Raw genomic sequence first — 15,842 nt, 5'->3', positions numbered from 1 at the left:
GGACACCGTTTGGTTTGGGGCCGGTCTCCGACGGGTTTACGGGGCGGGGGACGCGGTGAGTTCGGGGTCGTCGGCGGCCTCGAAGAAGCCGATGAACATTTCATCCCAGGACTGTTCGCCAAAGGTGACGCGGCGGTTGGGATCGGGATTGGCCGGGTTGCGGGATGAATTGTCGAAGGCGCCGGTCACCAGCAGCCAGGCGCCGGCGGGGATGCGGCGAGGGGTCTCGAGGTAGTAACTGAACTGCCATTGGAAATCGTACCGCGGCACGTGGAGGAGCGTTTCCCGGCGGCCATTGGGCAGGAGGAGTTCGTAGCGCATCCATTTTCCCCGCAGATGCATGTGGGGGAACATGCCGTAGAGGGTGGCCGGCCGGGTGAAGGCGTAGGTGGCGAGGTGCCGGGACTCGGCGTCGCCAGGACGGATGTCGAGGTCCCAGGCCACCGCCTGGCGCGTCTCGGCGGAGCGTTCCTGTGGACCGTCGGCGAGGTAGAGCGCGATCTCGCTCCGGTCCGTCTGCGGGGTGCCGTCGGTGGTGTAGTGCAGTTCGAAGGTCAATTCGGCTCCGGCGGGAAGACGCTTGGCGACGCCTTCGGGATAGCGCAGGGCGGAGGATCCGGGCGCCCAGCCCACGAAGAAGACACCGCGGCCGGTGCCGCTGTCCGGTGCGCCCGGCCACTTCGCGTAGAGGATGACATGATGGACCACCTTGCGGTTGCCGGGCCGGACATCGAGGGCCGACAGCCAGACGTCATGGGTGAACGGATTGGCGACGCGGACGTAGCGGTAGTCGAGCACGCCGGTGGCCGGAATGCGTTGCGGTTCGGGCAATTGCAGCACCGCGTCCGGAGTTCCAAGGCGCCATTCGGCGAGGGGCGGCAGCGGGGCTTCGAGGGGATCCGGTCCGTCGCCGCGCGGCGCCCCGGCCCGGACCCAGCGGAGGAGCGTCTGGGTTTCCTCCCGGGAGAGCGAGTGGCTGTCCAGGAACCGCCCGTAACCGGGATGGGGATCCCACGGCGGCATGCGGCGGGTGAGGAGGACCTCTTCGATCATGTCGGCGTAGTTGGAGACCCGGCGATGGTGGCTCATGCTCCAGGGGCCGATGCCGTCGGGGCGATGGCACGGGACGCAGTGTTGTTGGAGGAGCGGCGCCACCTGGGTGGGGTAGTCAGGGATCGCACCGTCCGGAGCGACTTTGGAGAAGGTGATGCGGCATCCGCGGGGAAGGGTCCTGGGCGTGGCGACGGGTCTGCCATCGAGGAAGGCTGTCAGGGCTTCCTCGAGGTGGCGGGATCCGGGTTCAGGGCGTGCGGCTCCCTCGGCCTGCTGATCGTCGAGGGCTCCGCGGTAGAAGATCTTCCAGTCGCGAGTGTCGATGGCGATCACTTCGGCGGTCCGTTCGACGCCCAGAGAAAGGGTCAGGGCCTGCTGCCGGTCCAGCAGCCAGGGGAGGGTGCGCAGTCCGAGGCGATCCCGTTCGTGGCGGATTTCGCGTGGCGTGTCCCCCGCGAAGGCGTGGACCATCCAGAAGACGACTCCGCGGGCTTCGAAGCGATCGCGCAGATCGAGGAACTTGGCGGCGTTCTGCCGGACCACGGGGCAGCCGTTGCCGGCGAAGAAGAGAACCACGGCGCGGCCCGGTGTCCGGTACAGCTCATGGTTGGTGTCCTCGATATCGATCAATGCGAAATTGGGGACCGCACGGTCGGCGCCGGAAGCGGGCGGAAGGATTCCGAGGACTCCGGCGAGCCCGAGGAGGATGACAACACAACGCAACACGCGCCGAGACTGCCGGAAACGGGGAGGGGGAACAATGACGTCCGCGCCTGCAGGGTGCATCTCCATGGTGTCGGAGATGCGATCGGTCGAGGGATACGACAAGGGGACCGTCGGGGTCGGTATCCGCATCGGAATCGAACCGGACTCGGAGGGCCGAGTTCCACGAGGCCGCAGGGGAGGGGAGCGATGGGATGGGGACTCGCGGGGCTCGTCCCTCCGAAGGGAGAAGCGGGGGGTGGAACTTTCTTTGACACGAGGGGGGGAGAGGACAGGGTGTCGGGTCATGATCACAACCGGAAGACACCTTGGGCGAGCGATGGTCGCGGCTTGCTGGCTGACGGGGATGGGGATCGGGATGGCCTTGGAGCGGGAGGCCAACACCACCTTGACGGTTCCGGTCGATCCGCCGGTGTTCGGGTACACGGTGGAGCCGGCGTTTGGAACGGTGCGCTTCACGGATCCGGTGGGCATGGCGACGCCGCCGGGGGAGACGGGCAGGGTGTTTGTGGTCGAGCAGCGGGGACGCATCGGGGTGATCACCAATCTGGCCGAGCCGACGCGGACGGTGTTTCTGGACATCGCGGCGCGGGTGGCGGGGGGCGTGCCTGCGGATGAGCGGGGATTGCTCGGACTGGCGTTCCATCCGGGGTATGCGGACAACGGCGCGTTCTTTGTGTACTACTCGACCCTGACCAACGGGGTGCTGCATCACCGGCTGTCGCGGTTTCAGGTGTCCGAGGATGATCCCAACCGGGCCCGGGCGGATTCGGAGATGATCCTTCTCAGCCAGCATCACCGGGCCAACAATCACAATGGGGGCGATCTGCACTTTGGTCCGGACGGGTATCTCTACGTGGCGTTGGGCGACGAGGGCGGGGCGAACGACAACTGGAACAATGCGCAGTGGATCGACCGGAACTTCCATGCCGGGATCCTGCGGATCGATGTGGATCGACGTCCCGGCAGTGTGGAACCGAATCCGCATCCGGCGGTGTTTCCCGGGGCCTATGCGGTGCCGGCGGACAATCCCTTCCATGGCGTCACCGAATTCAACGGGCGGGCGGTGGATCCCGGGGCGGTGCGGACGGAATTCTGGGCGGTGGGATTGCGGAACCCGTGGCGGATGGCGTTCGATCCGGCGACGGGACGGTTGTGGACCGGCGACGTCGGGCAGGGCGCCCGGGAGGAGATCAATGTGATCACCCGTGGCGGGAACTACGGATGGGCGTTCCGGGAGGGAACACTGAACGGTCCGAAGGCCAGTCAGGCGCCTGCGGGATTCACCTCGATTCCGCCGGTGGTCCAGTACAGCCACGGGGGCGGAGCGTTGCAGGGACGCTCGGTGACCGGGGGCGTGGTGTACCGCGGGAATCGGATGTCCCAACTCACCGGCGCCTATGTGTTCGCAGACTATGTGAGCGGCAATGTCTGGGCCATCCGCTGGGACGGCGAGCCGGGGGATGGAAGTCCGATGCCGCCGATGGAACGACTGACCGGGCGGACCCAGATCGCCGGGTTTGGCGTGGACCCGCGCAACGGGGACGTGCTGATGGCCGTGCAGGCGACGGACATGCTGATGCGCCTGACCTACAGCGGAACGTCCACCGGGGACCCGCTTCCCCCGACGCTGGCGGACACCGGAGCGTTTTCGGACCTGGCGACGATGACGCCGCATGCCGGCATTGTGCCCTACGACTTGAACGTGCCCTTCTGGTCGGACGGGGCGCTGAAGGAACGCTGGTTCTCGGTGCCCGGCCTGGAACAACGCATCGGGTTTCATCCGAGCGGGCCCTGGTCGTTCCCGGCCGGGACCGTCTGGATCAAGCATTTCGAACTGGAGCTGGTGCGCGGCGATCCCGCATCGCGCCGCCGTCTGGAAACGCGGTTCCTGGTTCGGCGCGACCAGGGCGTGCATGGGTTCACCTACCGCTGGACCGGTGCGACCGAGGCGGTGCTGGTGGGCGAGGAGGGCATGGACGAGACGTTCATGGTCCGGGACGGCGACGTCGAGCGGACCCAGACGTGGCGGTATCCGAGCCGGTCGGAATGTCTCCAGTGCCACACGCCGGCGGGGGGCCTGGCCCTGGGATTCAGCACGGCGCAACTCAACCGTCCGGTGGTGGCGGGGGAGGGGGTGACGAACCAGATCGCGCTCCTTGCGGGGGCGGGATACTTCGAGGCGCCGCCCGACGGCTATGCGACGTTGCCGGCGCTGGCACCGGCGGACGACGAAACCTCCAGCGTGGAATGGCGGGTGCGGTCATGGCTCGATGTGAATTGCGCCCAGTGTCACCAGCCCGGGGGACCGGCACTGGGCGCCTGGGATGCCCGGTCGCGCACCCCGCTTTCGGCAACGGGCCTGATCGACGGCCTGCTCAGCGACGATGAGGGTGACGCCGACAATCGCCTGGTGGTGCGCGGCCATGTGGACCGCTCGATGCTGCACGCGCGCGTGGTGCGGCTGGGTCCGGGCCGGATGCCGCCCCTGGCGAGCGAGGTGGTGGACGAGGTGTCCGCGGCGCTGTTGCGTCGTTGGATCGAGGAGGAACTGCCGGACTGGAAGAGCTATGCCGAATGGCAGGGGGTCCATTTCGAGGATCCCGAGGCGCCGGTGGCGGCGCCGGAGTTCGATGCCGATGGCGACGGGGCGACGAACTGGCTCGAGTACCTGACGGGCACCGATCCGCTCGATCCCGCGGAGGTTTGGGCGATGTCGATTGCGCCCTCGGAGGCGGGCGTGCGGCTGTCGTATCCGCGCCTCCGGAACCGGGGTTTTGTGGTCGAGTGGACGGAGGACCTGGCCAGCCCGGAGTCGTGGCGGGCGGTGGAGTCCGAGGCCAACCGGTTTCGGATTCCGGCGGAAAGCGGGACGGCGGAATGGATCGAGATGGCGGAGGGGAGCGCGCGGTATTTCCGGGTGCGGGTGTTTGAGCCGTGAGGGATTGACTCCAAACCGCTCGCGACCGGCTCGGGCCGCGGGTATCGTCGTCGCCCGTCATGGCGCTACTCGAGATACGCGATTTGCGAAAATCCTACCGGCACCCGGAAGGGGGGGGACGCAGCACGGTGGTGGACGTCGAGCGGTTTGACCTGGAGGCCCGGCAGCAACTGGCCCTCAGCGGGGCGAGCGGGTCGGGCAAGACCACGTTCCTGCACCTGATTGCGGGGATTGTCATTCCGGACTGCGGGAGCATCCGGCTGGACGGTGTCGAGCTGGTCGGGCTCAGCGAATCCGTGCGTGACCGGCTGAGGGCGACCCGGATCGGGTACATTTTCCAGACCTTCAACCTGGTCCAGGGGTACACCTGCCTGGAGAACGTGCTGCTGGGGATGTCGTTCGGGCCGGGAGCCGACCGGGAATGGGCCGAGACGCTGCTGCGGCGGGTCGGGCTGGGGGACAGGTTGCGGCACTATCCGCGGCAGCTTTCGACCGGGCAGCAGCAGCGTGTGGCAGTGGCGCGGGCCCTGGCCAACCGGCCGCAGTTGGTGCTGGCCGACGAGCCCACCGGCAATCTCGATCACAAGTCGGGCCGCGAGGCGTTGCAACTGATTCGCGAAGGTTGCCGCGACAACGGGGCGGCGCTGCTGCTGGTCAGCCATGACCGGGAGGTGCTGGAGACCTTCGAGGATCGGCGGGACCTGCTCGAACTGAACCGGGCGGCACACGCGCGGGAGGTGGCATCGTGACCCTGCCGTGGATGGTGCGGAAGAGCCTCCGGCAGCATCTGCTGTCCACGCTGGTAACCGCGTTGTCGATCGCCCTGGCCGGGGGGCTGCTCATGGCGGTGTGGGTGGTGAAGGAGCAGGCACAGAATGCGTTCACGGGGGTGAACTCGGGTTTCGATGCGGTGCTGGGGGCCCGGGGATCGCAGTTGCAGCTCGTGTTGAACACGCTGTTTCACATCGAGGAGTCGCCGGGGAACATCCCCATGACCGATTACGAGCAGATCCGATCGCACGGGGCGGTGCAGACGGCGATTCCGATCGCGCTGGGGGACAACTATCTCGGGTACCGCATCGTGGGAACGATCACCAACCTGTTCACGGAGGTGGAACTATCGGAGGGACGCCGTCACCGGCTGGCGCGGGGACGTCTGTTCGATCCGGAATTGCGCGAGGCGGTGGTGGGGAGTTTTGCGGCGCAGCGGCTGGGCTGGAAACCGGGCGACACGTTCCAGCCGTACCACGGATTGATCTTCAACCCGAACGACCAGCATGCGGAGACCTACGTGGTGGTGGGCATTCTCGAACCGAGCAACACGCCGGCCGACCGGGTGATCTGGATCCCGCTGCAGGGGGTGCAGTTGATGGCCGGCCACGACCCGAGGGCCGCCAACGACATCAGCGGGGTGCTCATCAAGTTCCGGGACACCAGTCCGCTCACCGCGCGCAACCTGGACCTGATGTACAACCGGCAGGGCAACCGGCTGACCTTTGCCTGGCCCATCGCGCGGATCGTCGCCCAACTCTTCAACCGCATCGCGTGGGTGGACCGGGTGCTGGCGCTGGTGGCGTATCTGGTGGCCCTGGTGGCAACCGGCTCGATCCTGGTGAGCATCTACAACTCGATGTCCGAACGACGCCGGGACATCGCCATCCTGCGGGCGCTGGGGGCCAGGCGACGGACCATCTTCTCCGCCATCGTCCTCGAGGCGGCGGCCATCGCGGCGCTCGGCATGGCGCTGGCCTTCATCGTGTACGGCGCGATTCTGGCCACGGTTGCTGCCATTGTGCGGGCCCAGGTCGGGGTGGTGCTCGATCCCTGGGCGCCGGCCGCGGTGATGCTCTGGGCACCCGTCGGGATGATTGCGATGGCGGCGCTGGCCGGCGTGATTCCGGCCTGGAAGGCGTACCGGACGCCGGTGGCGGAGAATCTCTCGCCGGTCTCGTGAAGGAACCCGGGCCTGGTCCGGTTCGGTCCATGCAGCGTCCGGAGGCGTGAAGGGGAGTTGCGATGGGGTGTGGACTCGCGGAGCTCGTCCCTCCGATAGCTCGTCCCTCCGATTCGTTGTCGCCCTACCCGCAACCCGGGGGGATGGCCCGCAGGGCCCGCTCCCGTTCGATCAGGGTGGGGTGCGAGTAGTGGAATGTGCTGTACCAGGGGTGGGGCGTGAGATTCGAGAGGTTCTTCCGGTGCAGGACGCGCAGGGCTTCGATGAGCGGCTGGGCTGTCCCCACGGCCTTGGCGGCGAAGGCGTCCGCCTCGAATTCGAACCGGCGGGTGAGGTGGCGCGTCAGCGGCAGGATCCAGAAGGTGACGGTATCCGCGAGGAGCGCGAACAGGAGGAAGGCGACGGCGAGGGACGGGGTATTGAAGCCGAAGGCGGCGAAGAACCACGGTTGATGGGCGAGCCAGGCGACCAGGGCGAATCCGGCCAGGGTGAGCGGGGCCATCACGGCTGCCATCTTCACCAGGTGCCGCCGCCGGGCATGCCCGATTTCGTGGGCCAGCACCGCCTCGACCTCGGGTTCGCCGAGCTGGTTCAGGAGGGTGTCGTAGAGGACGATCTTCCGGAAGCGCCCGAGGCCGGTGAAGAAGGCATTGGCATGGCGGGAGCGGCGGCTGCCATCCATCACTTCGATGGCGCGGGCACGAAAGCCGGTCCGGGCGGCCAGGGCCCAGAGGCGGTCCTTGAGCGGGCCTTCGGGGAGCGGGTTGAACCGGTTGAACAGGGGCAGAATCAGCATGGGGGCGACCACCAGGAGGATCGTCTGGAAGGCGACGAGCGTCAGCCAGCTCCACCACCACCACAGGGGGCCGGCCCAATGGACCCATTGGAGGAGGAGGGCGAGCAGGGGGAGGCCGAGGGCGGCGGAGAGGAGGAACGACTTGAGCCGGTCGAGCCACCAGGTTTTCGGGGTGGTGGTATTGAAGCCGAAGCGTTCCTCGAGACGGAACTGGGCCCACCATTCCCACGGCCACGCCGCGATCGAGAGCAGGGTGGCGACGAGGAACAGGCCTCCGGCGCCTGCCCAGGCACCGGTGCCGGCGAATCCGGTCCAGATGTCCCAGAGCCACGGAAGGAAGCCGCTGAACAGCACGCCCACCAGCAGCAGCATGGCGGTGGAGAACTCCCAGACCCCGAGCCGGCTCTTGGCCGCTGTGTAATCCACCGAACGCCGGTGCGTTTCGGGGTCCATCACCCCGTCGAGCTCCGGAGGAATCCGGTCCCGGTGGTCCTCCAGCGTTCTGAGATTGAGGTACTCAAGGACGATCTGAGCCGCCCAGCGCAGGGCGATCAGGGCCAACACCGTCATTGCGAACCCGTGCATGCCGGCAGGCTACCCACCCGCCCCCGCCCGCCGGCAAGTCCCCATCCGCGAGTGATGGAGCCGCGGAGGTCGTCGAAGAGGGTGTAGAACACGGGGACGACGAGGAGGGTGAGCAGGGTGGCGGCGCTCATGCCGCCGATGAGGGTGAGTCCGAAGCTCTTGTAGGAGAGGCCGGTCTCGCTGGGGGCGCTGAGGGTGAGGGGGACCATGCCGACGATGGTGGTCAGGGCGGTCATGAGGATGGGACGGAACCGGCGTTCGGCGGCGTGGAGGAGGGCATCCCGGCGGGACTGGCCTTCGTGGATCAGGCGATTGATGTAGTCCACGAGGACGATGCCGTTGTTCACCACGACACCGATGAGGAGGATGATGCCGACGACCCCGAGGAAATCGAGGTCGCGTCCGGTGAGGAAATGGATCCAGACGACGCCGATGCCGGCGAGGGGAATGGTGCAGATGATGGAGAGGGGGAGGACGAAGGATTCGAAGAGGAAGGCCATGAGGAGGTAGATGAAGACCACGGAGAGGGTGGCGGCGAACTGCATGGCGAGGAGGTCTTCGCGGCTGGTATCGACGGCGGTGGAGCCGAAGGTGACGCCTTCGGGGAGGGCGATGCTGTTCTGGATGGCGGTGAGGCGTTCGCGGACGGGGCCTGACTGTTCGTCGCGGAGTTCGAGGGTGATGGAGCGGGTGGTGCGCTTGTTGCGGCGGAAGATGCCGCGGGGGGCGTTCTCGACGGAGCTGTCGGTGAGGGCGGCGAGGGGGAGACGACCGCCGTCGGCGGTGGGGATCTGGAAGGCGCCGAGTTCGGCGAGGGTTTCGCGGTCGGCTTCACGGAAGCGGAGGCGGACGGGGATTTCGCGGCCGCGATCGTTGTACTTGGGGAGGGCGTTGCCGCGGAGGGCATAGCCTACGAGGCCGGCGATGACCTCGGGATTGACGCCGACGGCGGCGGCACGGTCGCGGTCGATGCGGAGGGCCATCTCGCTGGGGGCGGCCTCCTCGCCACGACGGATGCCAAGGACGCCGTCCACGGCGAGGAAGAGGGGTTGAACCCGGGCGGCGAGGGCGTCGAGTTCGGCGGCGTCGTCGCCTTCGAGATGGACGACGAAGACGGATTTGCCGCGGGCCTCCTGGGCGCGGTTCTCGTCGCCGTGGAAGATGCGGATGCCGGGTTTTTTCGGGAGGGCCTCCTGGACTTTTTCGGCGAGCTGTTTGGCGGAGAGGGAGCGGGGCCGGTCGGTGTCGATCCAGCCTTCGACCTGGCCGCCGCGCTGGCGGTAGAAGACGAAGTAGCCCTTGAGGCCGAGTTCCTCCTGGCGGGCGGCGAGGATATCCTCGACCTCGCGGAAGTATTCGCCGAGGTCCTCGAAGCTGTATTCGTTGGAGGCCTCGACACGGAGCTGGAAGTTGGTGCGGTCCTCCTCCTGCTGGGAGACCAGTTCGACCTTCCTGAAGGCCCAGCCGAAGGTCAGGGCAAAGGCGGCGATGAGGAGGAGGATGAGGTCGAGGCGGCGGGCGAGGAAGAAGTCGAGGGTCCGGACGTAGAGGCGGTTGAGGCGGCCGAGGGACGCCTCGTAGGCGGCGCGGAGGGCGGCGTTGAGGTGCAGGTGTCCGCGATTCCAGAGGGAGGGTTGGGAGGGGTGGGGAGTGGAAGGGAGGGTGAGATAGACGCTGAGCGGGATGAAGACCAGGGCCACGGCGAGGGACGCAAGAAGCGCGACGGAGATGGGCCAGGCGAGGCGGATGAGGAAGAACTGGCCCTCGCCTTCGACGAGGGCGGCGGGGACGAACACGATCACGGTGGTGAGGGTGGCCATGGTGATGGCCAGGGCGATTTCACCGGCGCCACGGACGCAGGCGTCGAAGCGGGACCAGCCCTCGCGGTGATGGCGATGGATGTTCTCGGCGACCACGATCGAGTTGTCCACCAGCATGCCGACGGCGATGACCAGGGCGAGGATGGTGAGGATGTTGAGGGATTCGCCGCCAAAGAACATGGAAACGAGGGCGATGAGGAGGGAGAGGGGGATGGAGAGGGTGACGATGGCGGTGAGACGGAACCGGCGGAGGAAGAAGAAGAGGATGAGGGCGGCGAGGCCGGCACCGAGCAGGCCGCCGCGGACGAGGTTGGCGAGGGAATCCTCGATCACGCGGCCCTGGTTGAAGAGGACCTCCATGTAGATCGAGGCCATGCGGGGATCGGTGCGAAGGCGTTCGACCTCGTCCCGGATCCGGCGGGAGACCTCGACCGTGTTGGCCTCGCCCTCCTTGAAGACCACGATGGCGACGGCGGGACGGCTGTTGACGCGGACGGAGTAGCGTTTGTCGGGTTCCTCGAGGCGGATGGCGGCGATGTCCTTGAGGCGGATGGAGGGCGAGAGGGGGAGGTTCTCGATCTCCTCGACGGAGCGGTACTGGGCGAGGGAACGGAGAAGGCGTTTGCGTCCGGCATCGCGGACGGTGCCGCTGGCGAGGGAGAAGTTGTCGGAGGCGAGTTCCTGGGAGAGCTGGTAGAGGTTGAGGCCGCTGCTTTCGGCGCGCTGGCGGTTGACCTCGATGAGGATCTCCTTTTCCTCGAGGCCGTCGGTGCGGACGTTGGCGACGCCGTCGAGGCGTTCGAAGCGCTGGACGACCTGGCGGCGGATGAGGGTGTAGTAGTCGGTGAGGCCGGGGTCGATGGCCATGCCGATGACGGCCACGGGAATGCCGGAGGCGTCCTCCTTGCGGATGAAGATGCGGTCGGCATCGGAGGGGAGGAGGAGGCGGGCGCGCTGGACGCGATCGCGGACCTCGCGGTAGGCGACATCCATGTCGGTGCCGCGCTTGAAGCGGAGGAAGGCGCCGGCGGAACCCTTGCCGGAGTAGGAATTGATGCCGTCGAGGCCGCGGACGGTGCTGAGTTCCTCCTCGAGGGGGAGGGTGATCTTCTGGAGCACCTCCTGGACCGGGGCGTCCTGCCAGGGGACCCAGACGTTGAGGGAATGGCCGGTGTAGCCGCGGGGGAACAGTTCGAGGGGGATGCCGACGGTGGCGACGACGCCGACGACGAGGATGGCGAGGAGGAGGACGAGGACGGTGACGCGGCGGCGGAGGGAGACGCGGGTGAGGGTGCTGGCGAACTCCTCGGTGCGGTCCTGCGGGGGAAGTTCAGGACTGGGGGGCGGCATCGTGGAGGGGGACGACGGGGAACCAGCGTTCGCGGGTGCCGACGACCAGGTGGTAGAGGACGGGGATGACGCCGAGGGTCAGGACCGTCGAGGTGGTGAGGCCGAAGATCACGGTGAGGGCAAGCGGGGTGCGGATTTCGGCACCGTCGCCGAGGCCCAGGGCCATGGGGAGGAGGCCCAGGGCGGTGGTGGCGGTGGTGAGGAGGATGGGGCGGAGGCGGATGCGGCCGGCGGAGGCGAGGGCCTCGGCGAGGGGAAGGCCGCGGGCGCGGAGCTGGTTGGCGCAATCGACGAGGACGATGGCGTTGTTGACGACGATGCCGGCGAGGACGATGAGGCCGAGGAAGACGACCACCGAGACGGGGGTCTGGGTGAGGGCGAGACCGACGACGGAACCGAAGAAGGCGAGGGGGATGGAGGCCATGATCACCAGCGGCTGGAGGAGGGATTCGAACTGGGCGGCCATGATCACATAGACGAGGAAGAGGCTGAGGCCGAGGGCGAGGTAGAGGCTGCCGCGGCTGCGTTCCCATTCCTCGTTCTGGCCGCGGATGGCAAAGGCCATGTCGGCGGGCCAGGCGATGTCGCGGCGGAGGGTGGACTGGACGGCGGCGACAGCGGCGCCGAGGGAGGCGCTGCCGACGTTGGCCTGGAGGAGGGCGACGCGCTGGCCATCGACGCGGCGGATTTCGTTGGGGCCTTCACCGAGCTGGAGCTGGGCGACGGCGGACAGGGGGATGGGTCGTTCGCCTCCCGGATTGACCACGAGGCGGCCGACGTCCTCGACGTGGGCGCGATCGGTCTCGGCGAGGCGGACGACCACGGGGATGCGGCGGTCCTTGAGGTTGAAGCGGGTGGCCTCGAAGCCCTGGACCAGGTCGCGCACCTGCCGGGCCACGGTGCCCACATTGAGGCCGTAGAGGGCGAGGCGGTCGCGGTGGTAGGTGACCTGGATCTCGGGGGCGCCACGACGGAGGCTGACCTCGACATCGGCGAGTTCGGGGCGGGGGGCGAGAAGGGATTCGGCGCGGGCGGACAGCGTGCGGAGGGCGGCGAGGTCGTCCCCCTGAAGCTCGACCACGATGGGACGTTGGGAGCTGAAGAGGACCGGCCGGGCGACACGGACCTCGGCGTCGGGAAGACGGGCGAAGCGGGCGCGAAGGCGGGCGAGCACGCGTTCCTCGGTGGCGGCGGGATTGCGGGAGGGGCGGAGGACGATCTTGAAGCGGGCGGTGTGCTCGCCTTCGTCGGAACGTTTGATGTTGGTGACGTCGTACCCGAACGTCACGAGCACCGCCTCGATGGCATCGAGGTCGTCGAGGATGGCTTGTTCGACCGGGCTGAGGACCGCGATGGTCTCCTCGAGGGGCGTTCCGACGGGAAGATCGACTTCGAAGGTGAACTCGCCCTGATGCACCTGGGGGAGGAGTTCGGTGTCGAGCCGGCTTCCGAGCTGCCAGGTGAGAACGGCGGCGACGGCCACGGCGCCCAGGACGGGCAAGGGGTGGGCGAGGGAGGACTGGATCCAGCGCGGGTACCGGTCCTGCAGCGCCTCGATGGCCCTGCCGACGAGGCGGGCGGGCGGGACGAGGAGGAGGCGGGCGGACCGGGTTGCGGCGGGGGCGATGGCGTGGCGGAAGGACCAGGCGAATCCGGCGAGGAGCGCAAGGAGGAGGCGTCCGAGAAGCTCGAGGGGAACGGCGACCGTGAGGCGAAGGAGGAACCAGGGCAGAGCGACGAGGCGCCAGGGGCCGCGGGTGGAGGCGATGGAATCCCGGAATTGGTGCCAGGAGGCGAGGCCCGGGGCGGGGCCGGGGGCGGAATCGGCGGCCCAGCGGGGTGCCTGACGACTGGCCAGCATGGGGATGAAAAACACCGCCACGGCCAGCGAGGCGAGGAGGGACGTCACCACGGCGAGGCTGAGGTCACCGAAGGTCTGCCCGGCGATCCCCTCGACGAAGACCATGGGGAGGAAGACGGCAACCGAGGTGAGCGTGGAAGCGACGACGGCGGAGCGCACCTCGGCGGTCCCGCGGATGGCGGCGGCGACCGGATCGTCGCCCTCCTGACGGCAGCGGAAGATGGATTCCAGGACGACGATGGAATTGTCCACCAGCATGCCAACGCCGAGGGCGAGGCCGCCGAGGGACATGATGTTGAGGGAGACGCCCAGGAGATGGAGGGGGGCGAAGGTGACGAGGAGGGACATCGGGATGCTGACCCCGATGATGGCGGTGGTCTTGAAATCGCGGAGGAAGAGGTAGAGGACGGCGATGGCGAGGAGGCCGCCGAAGAGGGCGGCATTGCGGACTTCGCGGATGCTGCTTTCGATGAAGACCGAACGGTCGGCCACGACGCGGAGCACGGCGCCTTCGCGGTCGGAGAGTCGTTGGGCGAGGGAAGGGGGGGGCGGGGGGCGCGGGGGTCCGAACTGGCGCTGCGGGCGTGCCGGTGCGGTGTCGGAAGGCGGGACGATGCGACCGACCGCCGAGGTCACGGCCCTGGCGACGGCGACGATGTTGGCGTCGGCTTCCTTGTAGATGTCGATCTGGACGCTCTCGGCGCCCTGGGTGCGGGTCAGGATGTCGCGTTCGCGGTGGGAGCGGACGACCGTGGCGAGGTCCTTGAGGCGCACCTCGCGGCCATCGAGGCGGGCGACGATGGTTTCGGCAATTTCGTGGAGGTCCGCGTATTCGTTGAGAGCGCGGACCATGTATTCCGTGCGGCCCTCCTTGAGGGTGCCGCCGGCGATGTTGATGTTTTCCTGGCGGAGGCGGTCGATGACGGTCTGAACCGAGAGGCCGGTCCGGTCGAGGGCAGGTTTGTCGAGGAGAACGTGGTATTCCTCCTCGAGGCCGCCGCGGACCCGGACGGCGGCGACGCCCTTGATGGGTTCGAGGGCGCGTTTGACCTGGAGATCGGCGAGGCGGCGGAGGCGGCGCAGGCCGTCCTCACCTTCGAAGCGGTCCCCGGAGCCGGCCAGGCTCAGTTCCATGATGGGATCGAGGGCGGGATCGAACCGGAGGATGAGGGGGCGTTCCGCCTCGCGGGGGAGAAAGACGAGGTCGAGCTTTTCGAGGGCTTCCTGGGCCGCCTTGGCCATGTCGGTGCCCCAGAGGAATTCGAGGGTGACGTCGCTGAGGCCGGCGCGACTGACGCTGGTGAGGCGGTTGAGTCCGCCGAGGACGCCGAGGGCCTCCTCGATCGGGCGGCTGATCTCGTTTTCGACCTCCTCGGGGGCGGCGCCGGGATACTCGGTGCGGACGGTGAGGGAGGGGTAGGTCAGTTCCGGCATCAGGGTGACCGGAAGGCGCTGAAAGGAAAAGAAGCCGAAGACCACGGCCGCCGTGAAGACCATCAGCACCGCGACCGGCCGGTGCGTGGTGAAGTGGCGGGGCGGACGCGCGGCCGGGGCGTTCATCGCTTGGCGGCGCTGAGGCCGGCGGATTTCTCCTGCGGTTCCTGGGCTGGTTCCGGGTCGTCGGGAAGGCGGACCAGGGCTCCGTCCTTGAGTCCCGTCTGCCCGGCGATCACCACGAAGTCGCCGTCGGCGAAGCCGGTGGCGGGTTCGACATGGAACCGGTCGCTGGCCCGGGCCTCGATGCGGATGCGCCGGACCCGGCGGCCCTCATCCAGGCGGAAGGCGTAGGTCTGGTCGCCATCGAGAATGAGAGCCCGTTTCGAGAGGAGGATCGCGTCGGGATTGCTTCCCAGGATCAGTTCCACATCGACGTACATGCCGGGACGGAGGGGGCCGATGTCGTCGAAGCCCACCGTGAGCCGGACCGTGCCGGAGCGGGCATCGACGATGGGGGCGATGCGGCGGACGACCCCGGGGAAGGAACGATCGCCGAGGGCGGTGGCGGTGACACGGGCGATCTGGCCGACGGCGACCTGGGTGAGGTTTTTCTCGGGGATGTGGATGCGGGCGACGATGGAACCGAAATCGACCAGGTCGAAGAGGTGCTGGTTGACATTGACGAGGTCGCCGAGGTTGACGAGGCGGCGGGTGAGGGTGCCGGCGAGGGGGGCGCGGACGACGGTGTGGTCGAGTTCCCGGCGGGCATCGGCAAGGGCGAGTTCAAGTCCGCGCACCTCGAACTGGGTGTCGTGAAAGACCTGGTCGCTGATGAGGTTCTGGGCGTGGAGGGCGCTGAGACGTTCGAGTTCCTGGCGGGCCTTGGTGAGGGAATTCTCGGCCCGTGCCAGGGCCACCCGTTGATTGGTGTCGTCGAGTTCGAGGAGGACGGCGTCCTGGGCCACCTCGTCGCCTTCCTCGACGTGGAGGACGACCACGCGATTGGCGGTCCGGGCGAAGACCTTGACCTCCTGTTCGGCTTCGAGGGTGGCGAAGGTGCGGAGGGTGGATTCGATGGGACCGCGGGCGACGGGCTGGACCTCGACCGGAATGGCGATCTCGATGTTCTTCCGGCCTTCGTCCGGCTTGGGCCGCTTTCCGCAGGCGGCGAGGAGGGAGGCGGCAAGCAGGCAGGCGACGACAGCCGGGACTGCTGTCGGACTTTGTCTGAAGGGGCTGCGGGCCCGTTCCCGAGGACAACTCAAGAGGCGCACGTGCCTCTGATGACACCATGCCCGGGCCAAGGGTTGCAGTGAATTCGG

At 68.0% G+C, this 15,842-nt stretch carries 8 protein-coding genes; 3 read left to right on the top strand and 5 right to left on the bottom strand.

Annotated elements, in window-relative coordinates; genetic code table 11:
• Nucleotides 1-36: 36 nt before the first annotated feature.
• On the bottom strand, nt 37-1,779 hold the full coding sequence (locus KF833_10975; protein ID MBX3745818.1) for a redoxin family protein: 1,743 nt from the start codon (nt 1,777-1,779) through the stop codon (nt 37-39).
• Nucleotides 1,780-2,095: 316 nt separating this feature from the next.
• On the opposite strand from KF833_10975, the gene KF833_10970 reads away from it, so the two are divergent.
• Genes KF833_10970 through KF833_10960 form a run of 3 tightly spaced genes read left to right on the top strand, consistent with a single transcriptional unit; the run spans nt 2,096 to nt 6,671 of the window.
• Complete coding sequence (locus tag KF833_10970; GenBank protein ID MBX3745817.1) at nt 2,096-4,717, top strand: PQQ-dependent sugar dehydrogenase; 2,622 nt, start codon at nt 2,096-2,098, stop codon at nt 4,715-4,717.
• A 59-nt stretch (nt 4,718-4,776) separates the two neighbouring features.
• Nucleotides 4,777-5,466 carry an ABC transporter ATP-binding protein gene (locus KF833_10965; protein ID MBX3745816.1) on the top strand — a complete coding sequence of 230 codons (690 nt, stop codon included), beginning with the start codon at nt 4,777-4,779 and terminating at the stop codon, nt 5,464-5,466.
• Nucleotides 5,463-6,671 carry an ABC transporter permease gene (locus KF833_10960; protein ID MBX3745815.1) on the top strand — a complete coding sequence of 403 codons (1,209 nt, stop codon included), beginning with the start codon at nt 5,463-5,465 and terminating at the stop codon, nt 6,669-6,671. Before KF833_10965 ends, KF833_10960 begins: the two co-directional genes overlap by 4 nt.
• 124 nt (nt 6,672-6,795) lie before the next feature.
• Here KF833_10960 and KF833_10955 read toward each other — a convergent pair whose 3' ends face one another.
• Genes KF833_10955 through KF833_10940 form a run of 4 tightly spaced genes read right to left on the bottom strand, consistent with a single transcriptional unit; the run spans nt 6,796 to nt 15,785 of the window.
• Nucleotides 6,796-8,052, bottom strand: coding sequence for a M48 family metallopeptidase (locus KF833_10955; protein MBX3745814.1), 1,257 nt, complete (start codon nt 8,050-8,052; stop codon nt 6,796-6,798).
• Nucleotides 8,034-11,222, bottom strand: a complete 3,189-nt coding sequence (locus KF833_10950; GenBank protein MBX3745813.1) for an efflux RND transporter permease subunit — start codon at nt 11,220-11,222, stop codon at nt 8,034-8,036. The genes KF833_10955 and KF833_10950 overlap by 19 nt, the downstream gene beginning before the upstream one ends.
• Complete coding sequence (locus tag KF833_10945) at nt 11,203-14,643, bottom strand: efflux RND transporter permease subunit (GenBank protein MBX3745812.1); 3,441 nt, start codon at nt 14,641-14,643, stop codon at nt 11,203-11,205. The genes KF833_10950 and KF833_10945 overlap by 20 nt, the downstream gene beginning before the upstream one ends.
• Nucleotides 14,640-15,785: an efflux RND transporter periplasmic adaptor subunit gene (locus KF833_10940; GenBank protein ID MBX3745811.1), complete on the bottom strand. Its 1,146-nt coding sequence runs from the start codon at nt 15,783-15,785 to the stop codon at nt 14,640-14,642. Before KF833_10940 ends, KF833_10945 begins: the two co-directional genes overlap by 4 nt.
• Nucleotides 15,786-15,842: the final 57 nt, after the last annotated feature.

It is taken from the genome of Verrucomicrobiia bacterium, assembly GCA_019634625.1.
GTDB lineage: Bacteria > Verrucomicrobiota > Verrucomicrobiia > Limisphaerales > CAIMTB01 > CAIMTB01.
The sequence above is the reverse complement of the archived record's forward strand: the minus strand, read 5'-3'. Positions and strand labels throughout refer to the sequence as shown.

What these genes read in the sequence shown, in the direction of transcription:
- KF833_10965 (MBX3745816.1), top strand. Translation starts at nt 4,777, where the DNA reads ATGGCGCTACTCGAGATACGCGATTTGCGAAAATCCTACCGGCACCCG.
- KF833_10950 (MBX3745813.1), bottom strand. Translation starts at nt 11,222, where the DNA reads ATGCCGCCCCCCAGTCCTGAACTTCCCCCGCAGGACCGCACCGAGGAG.
- KF833_10945 (MBX3745812.1), bottom strand. Translation starts at nt 14,643, where the DNA reads ATGAACGCCCCGGCCGCGCGTCCGCCCCGCCACTTCACCACGCACCGG.
- KF833_10970 (MBX3745817.1), top strand. Translation starts at nt 2,096, where the DNA reads ATGGTCGCGGCTTGCTGGCTGACGGGGATGGGGATCGGGATGGCCTTG.
- KF833_10955 (MBX3745814.1), bottom strand. Translation starts at nt 8,052, where the DNA reads ATGCACGGGTTCGCAATGACGGTGTTGGCCCTGATCGCCCTGCGCTGG.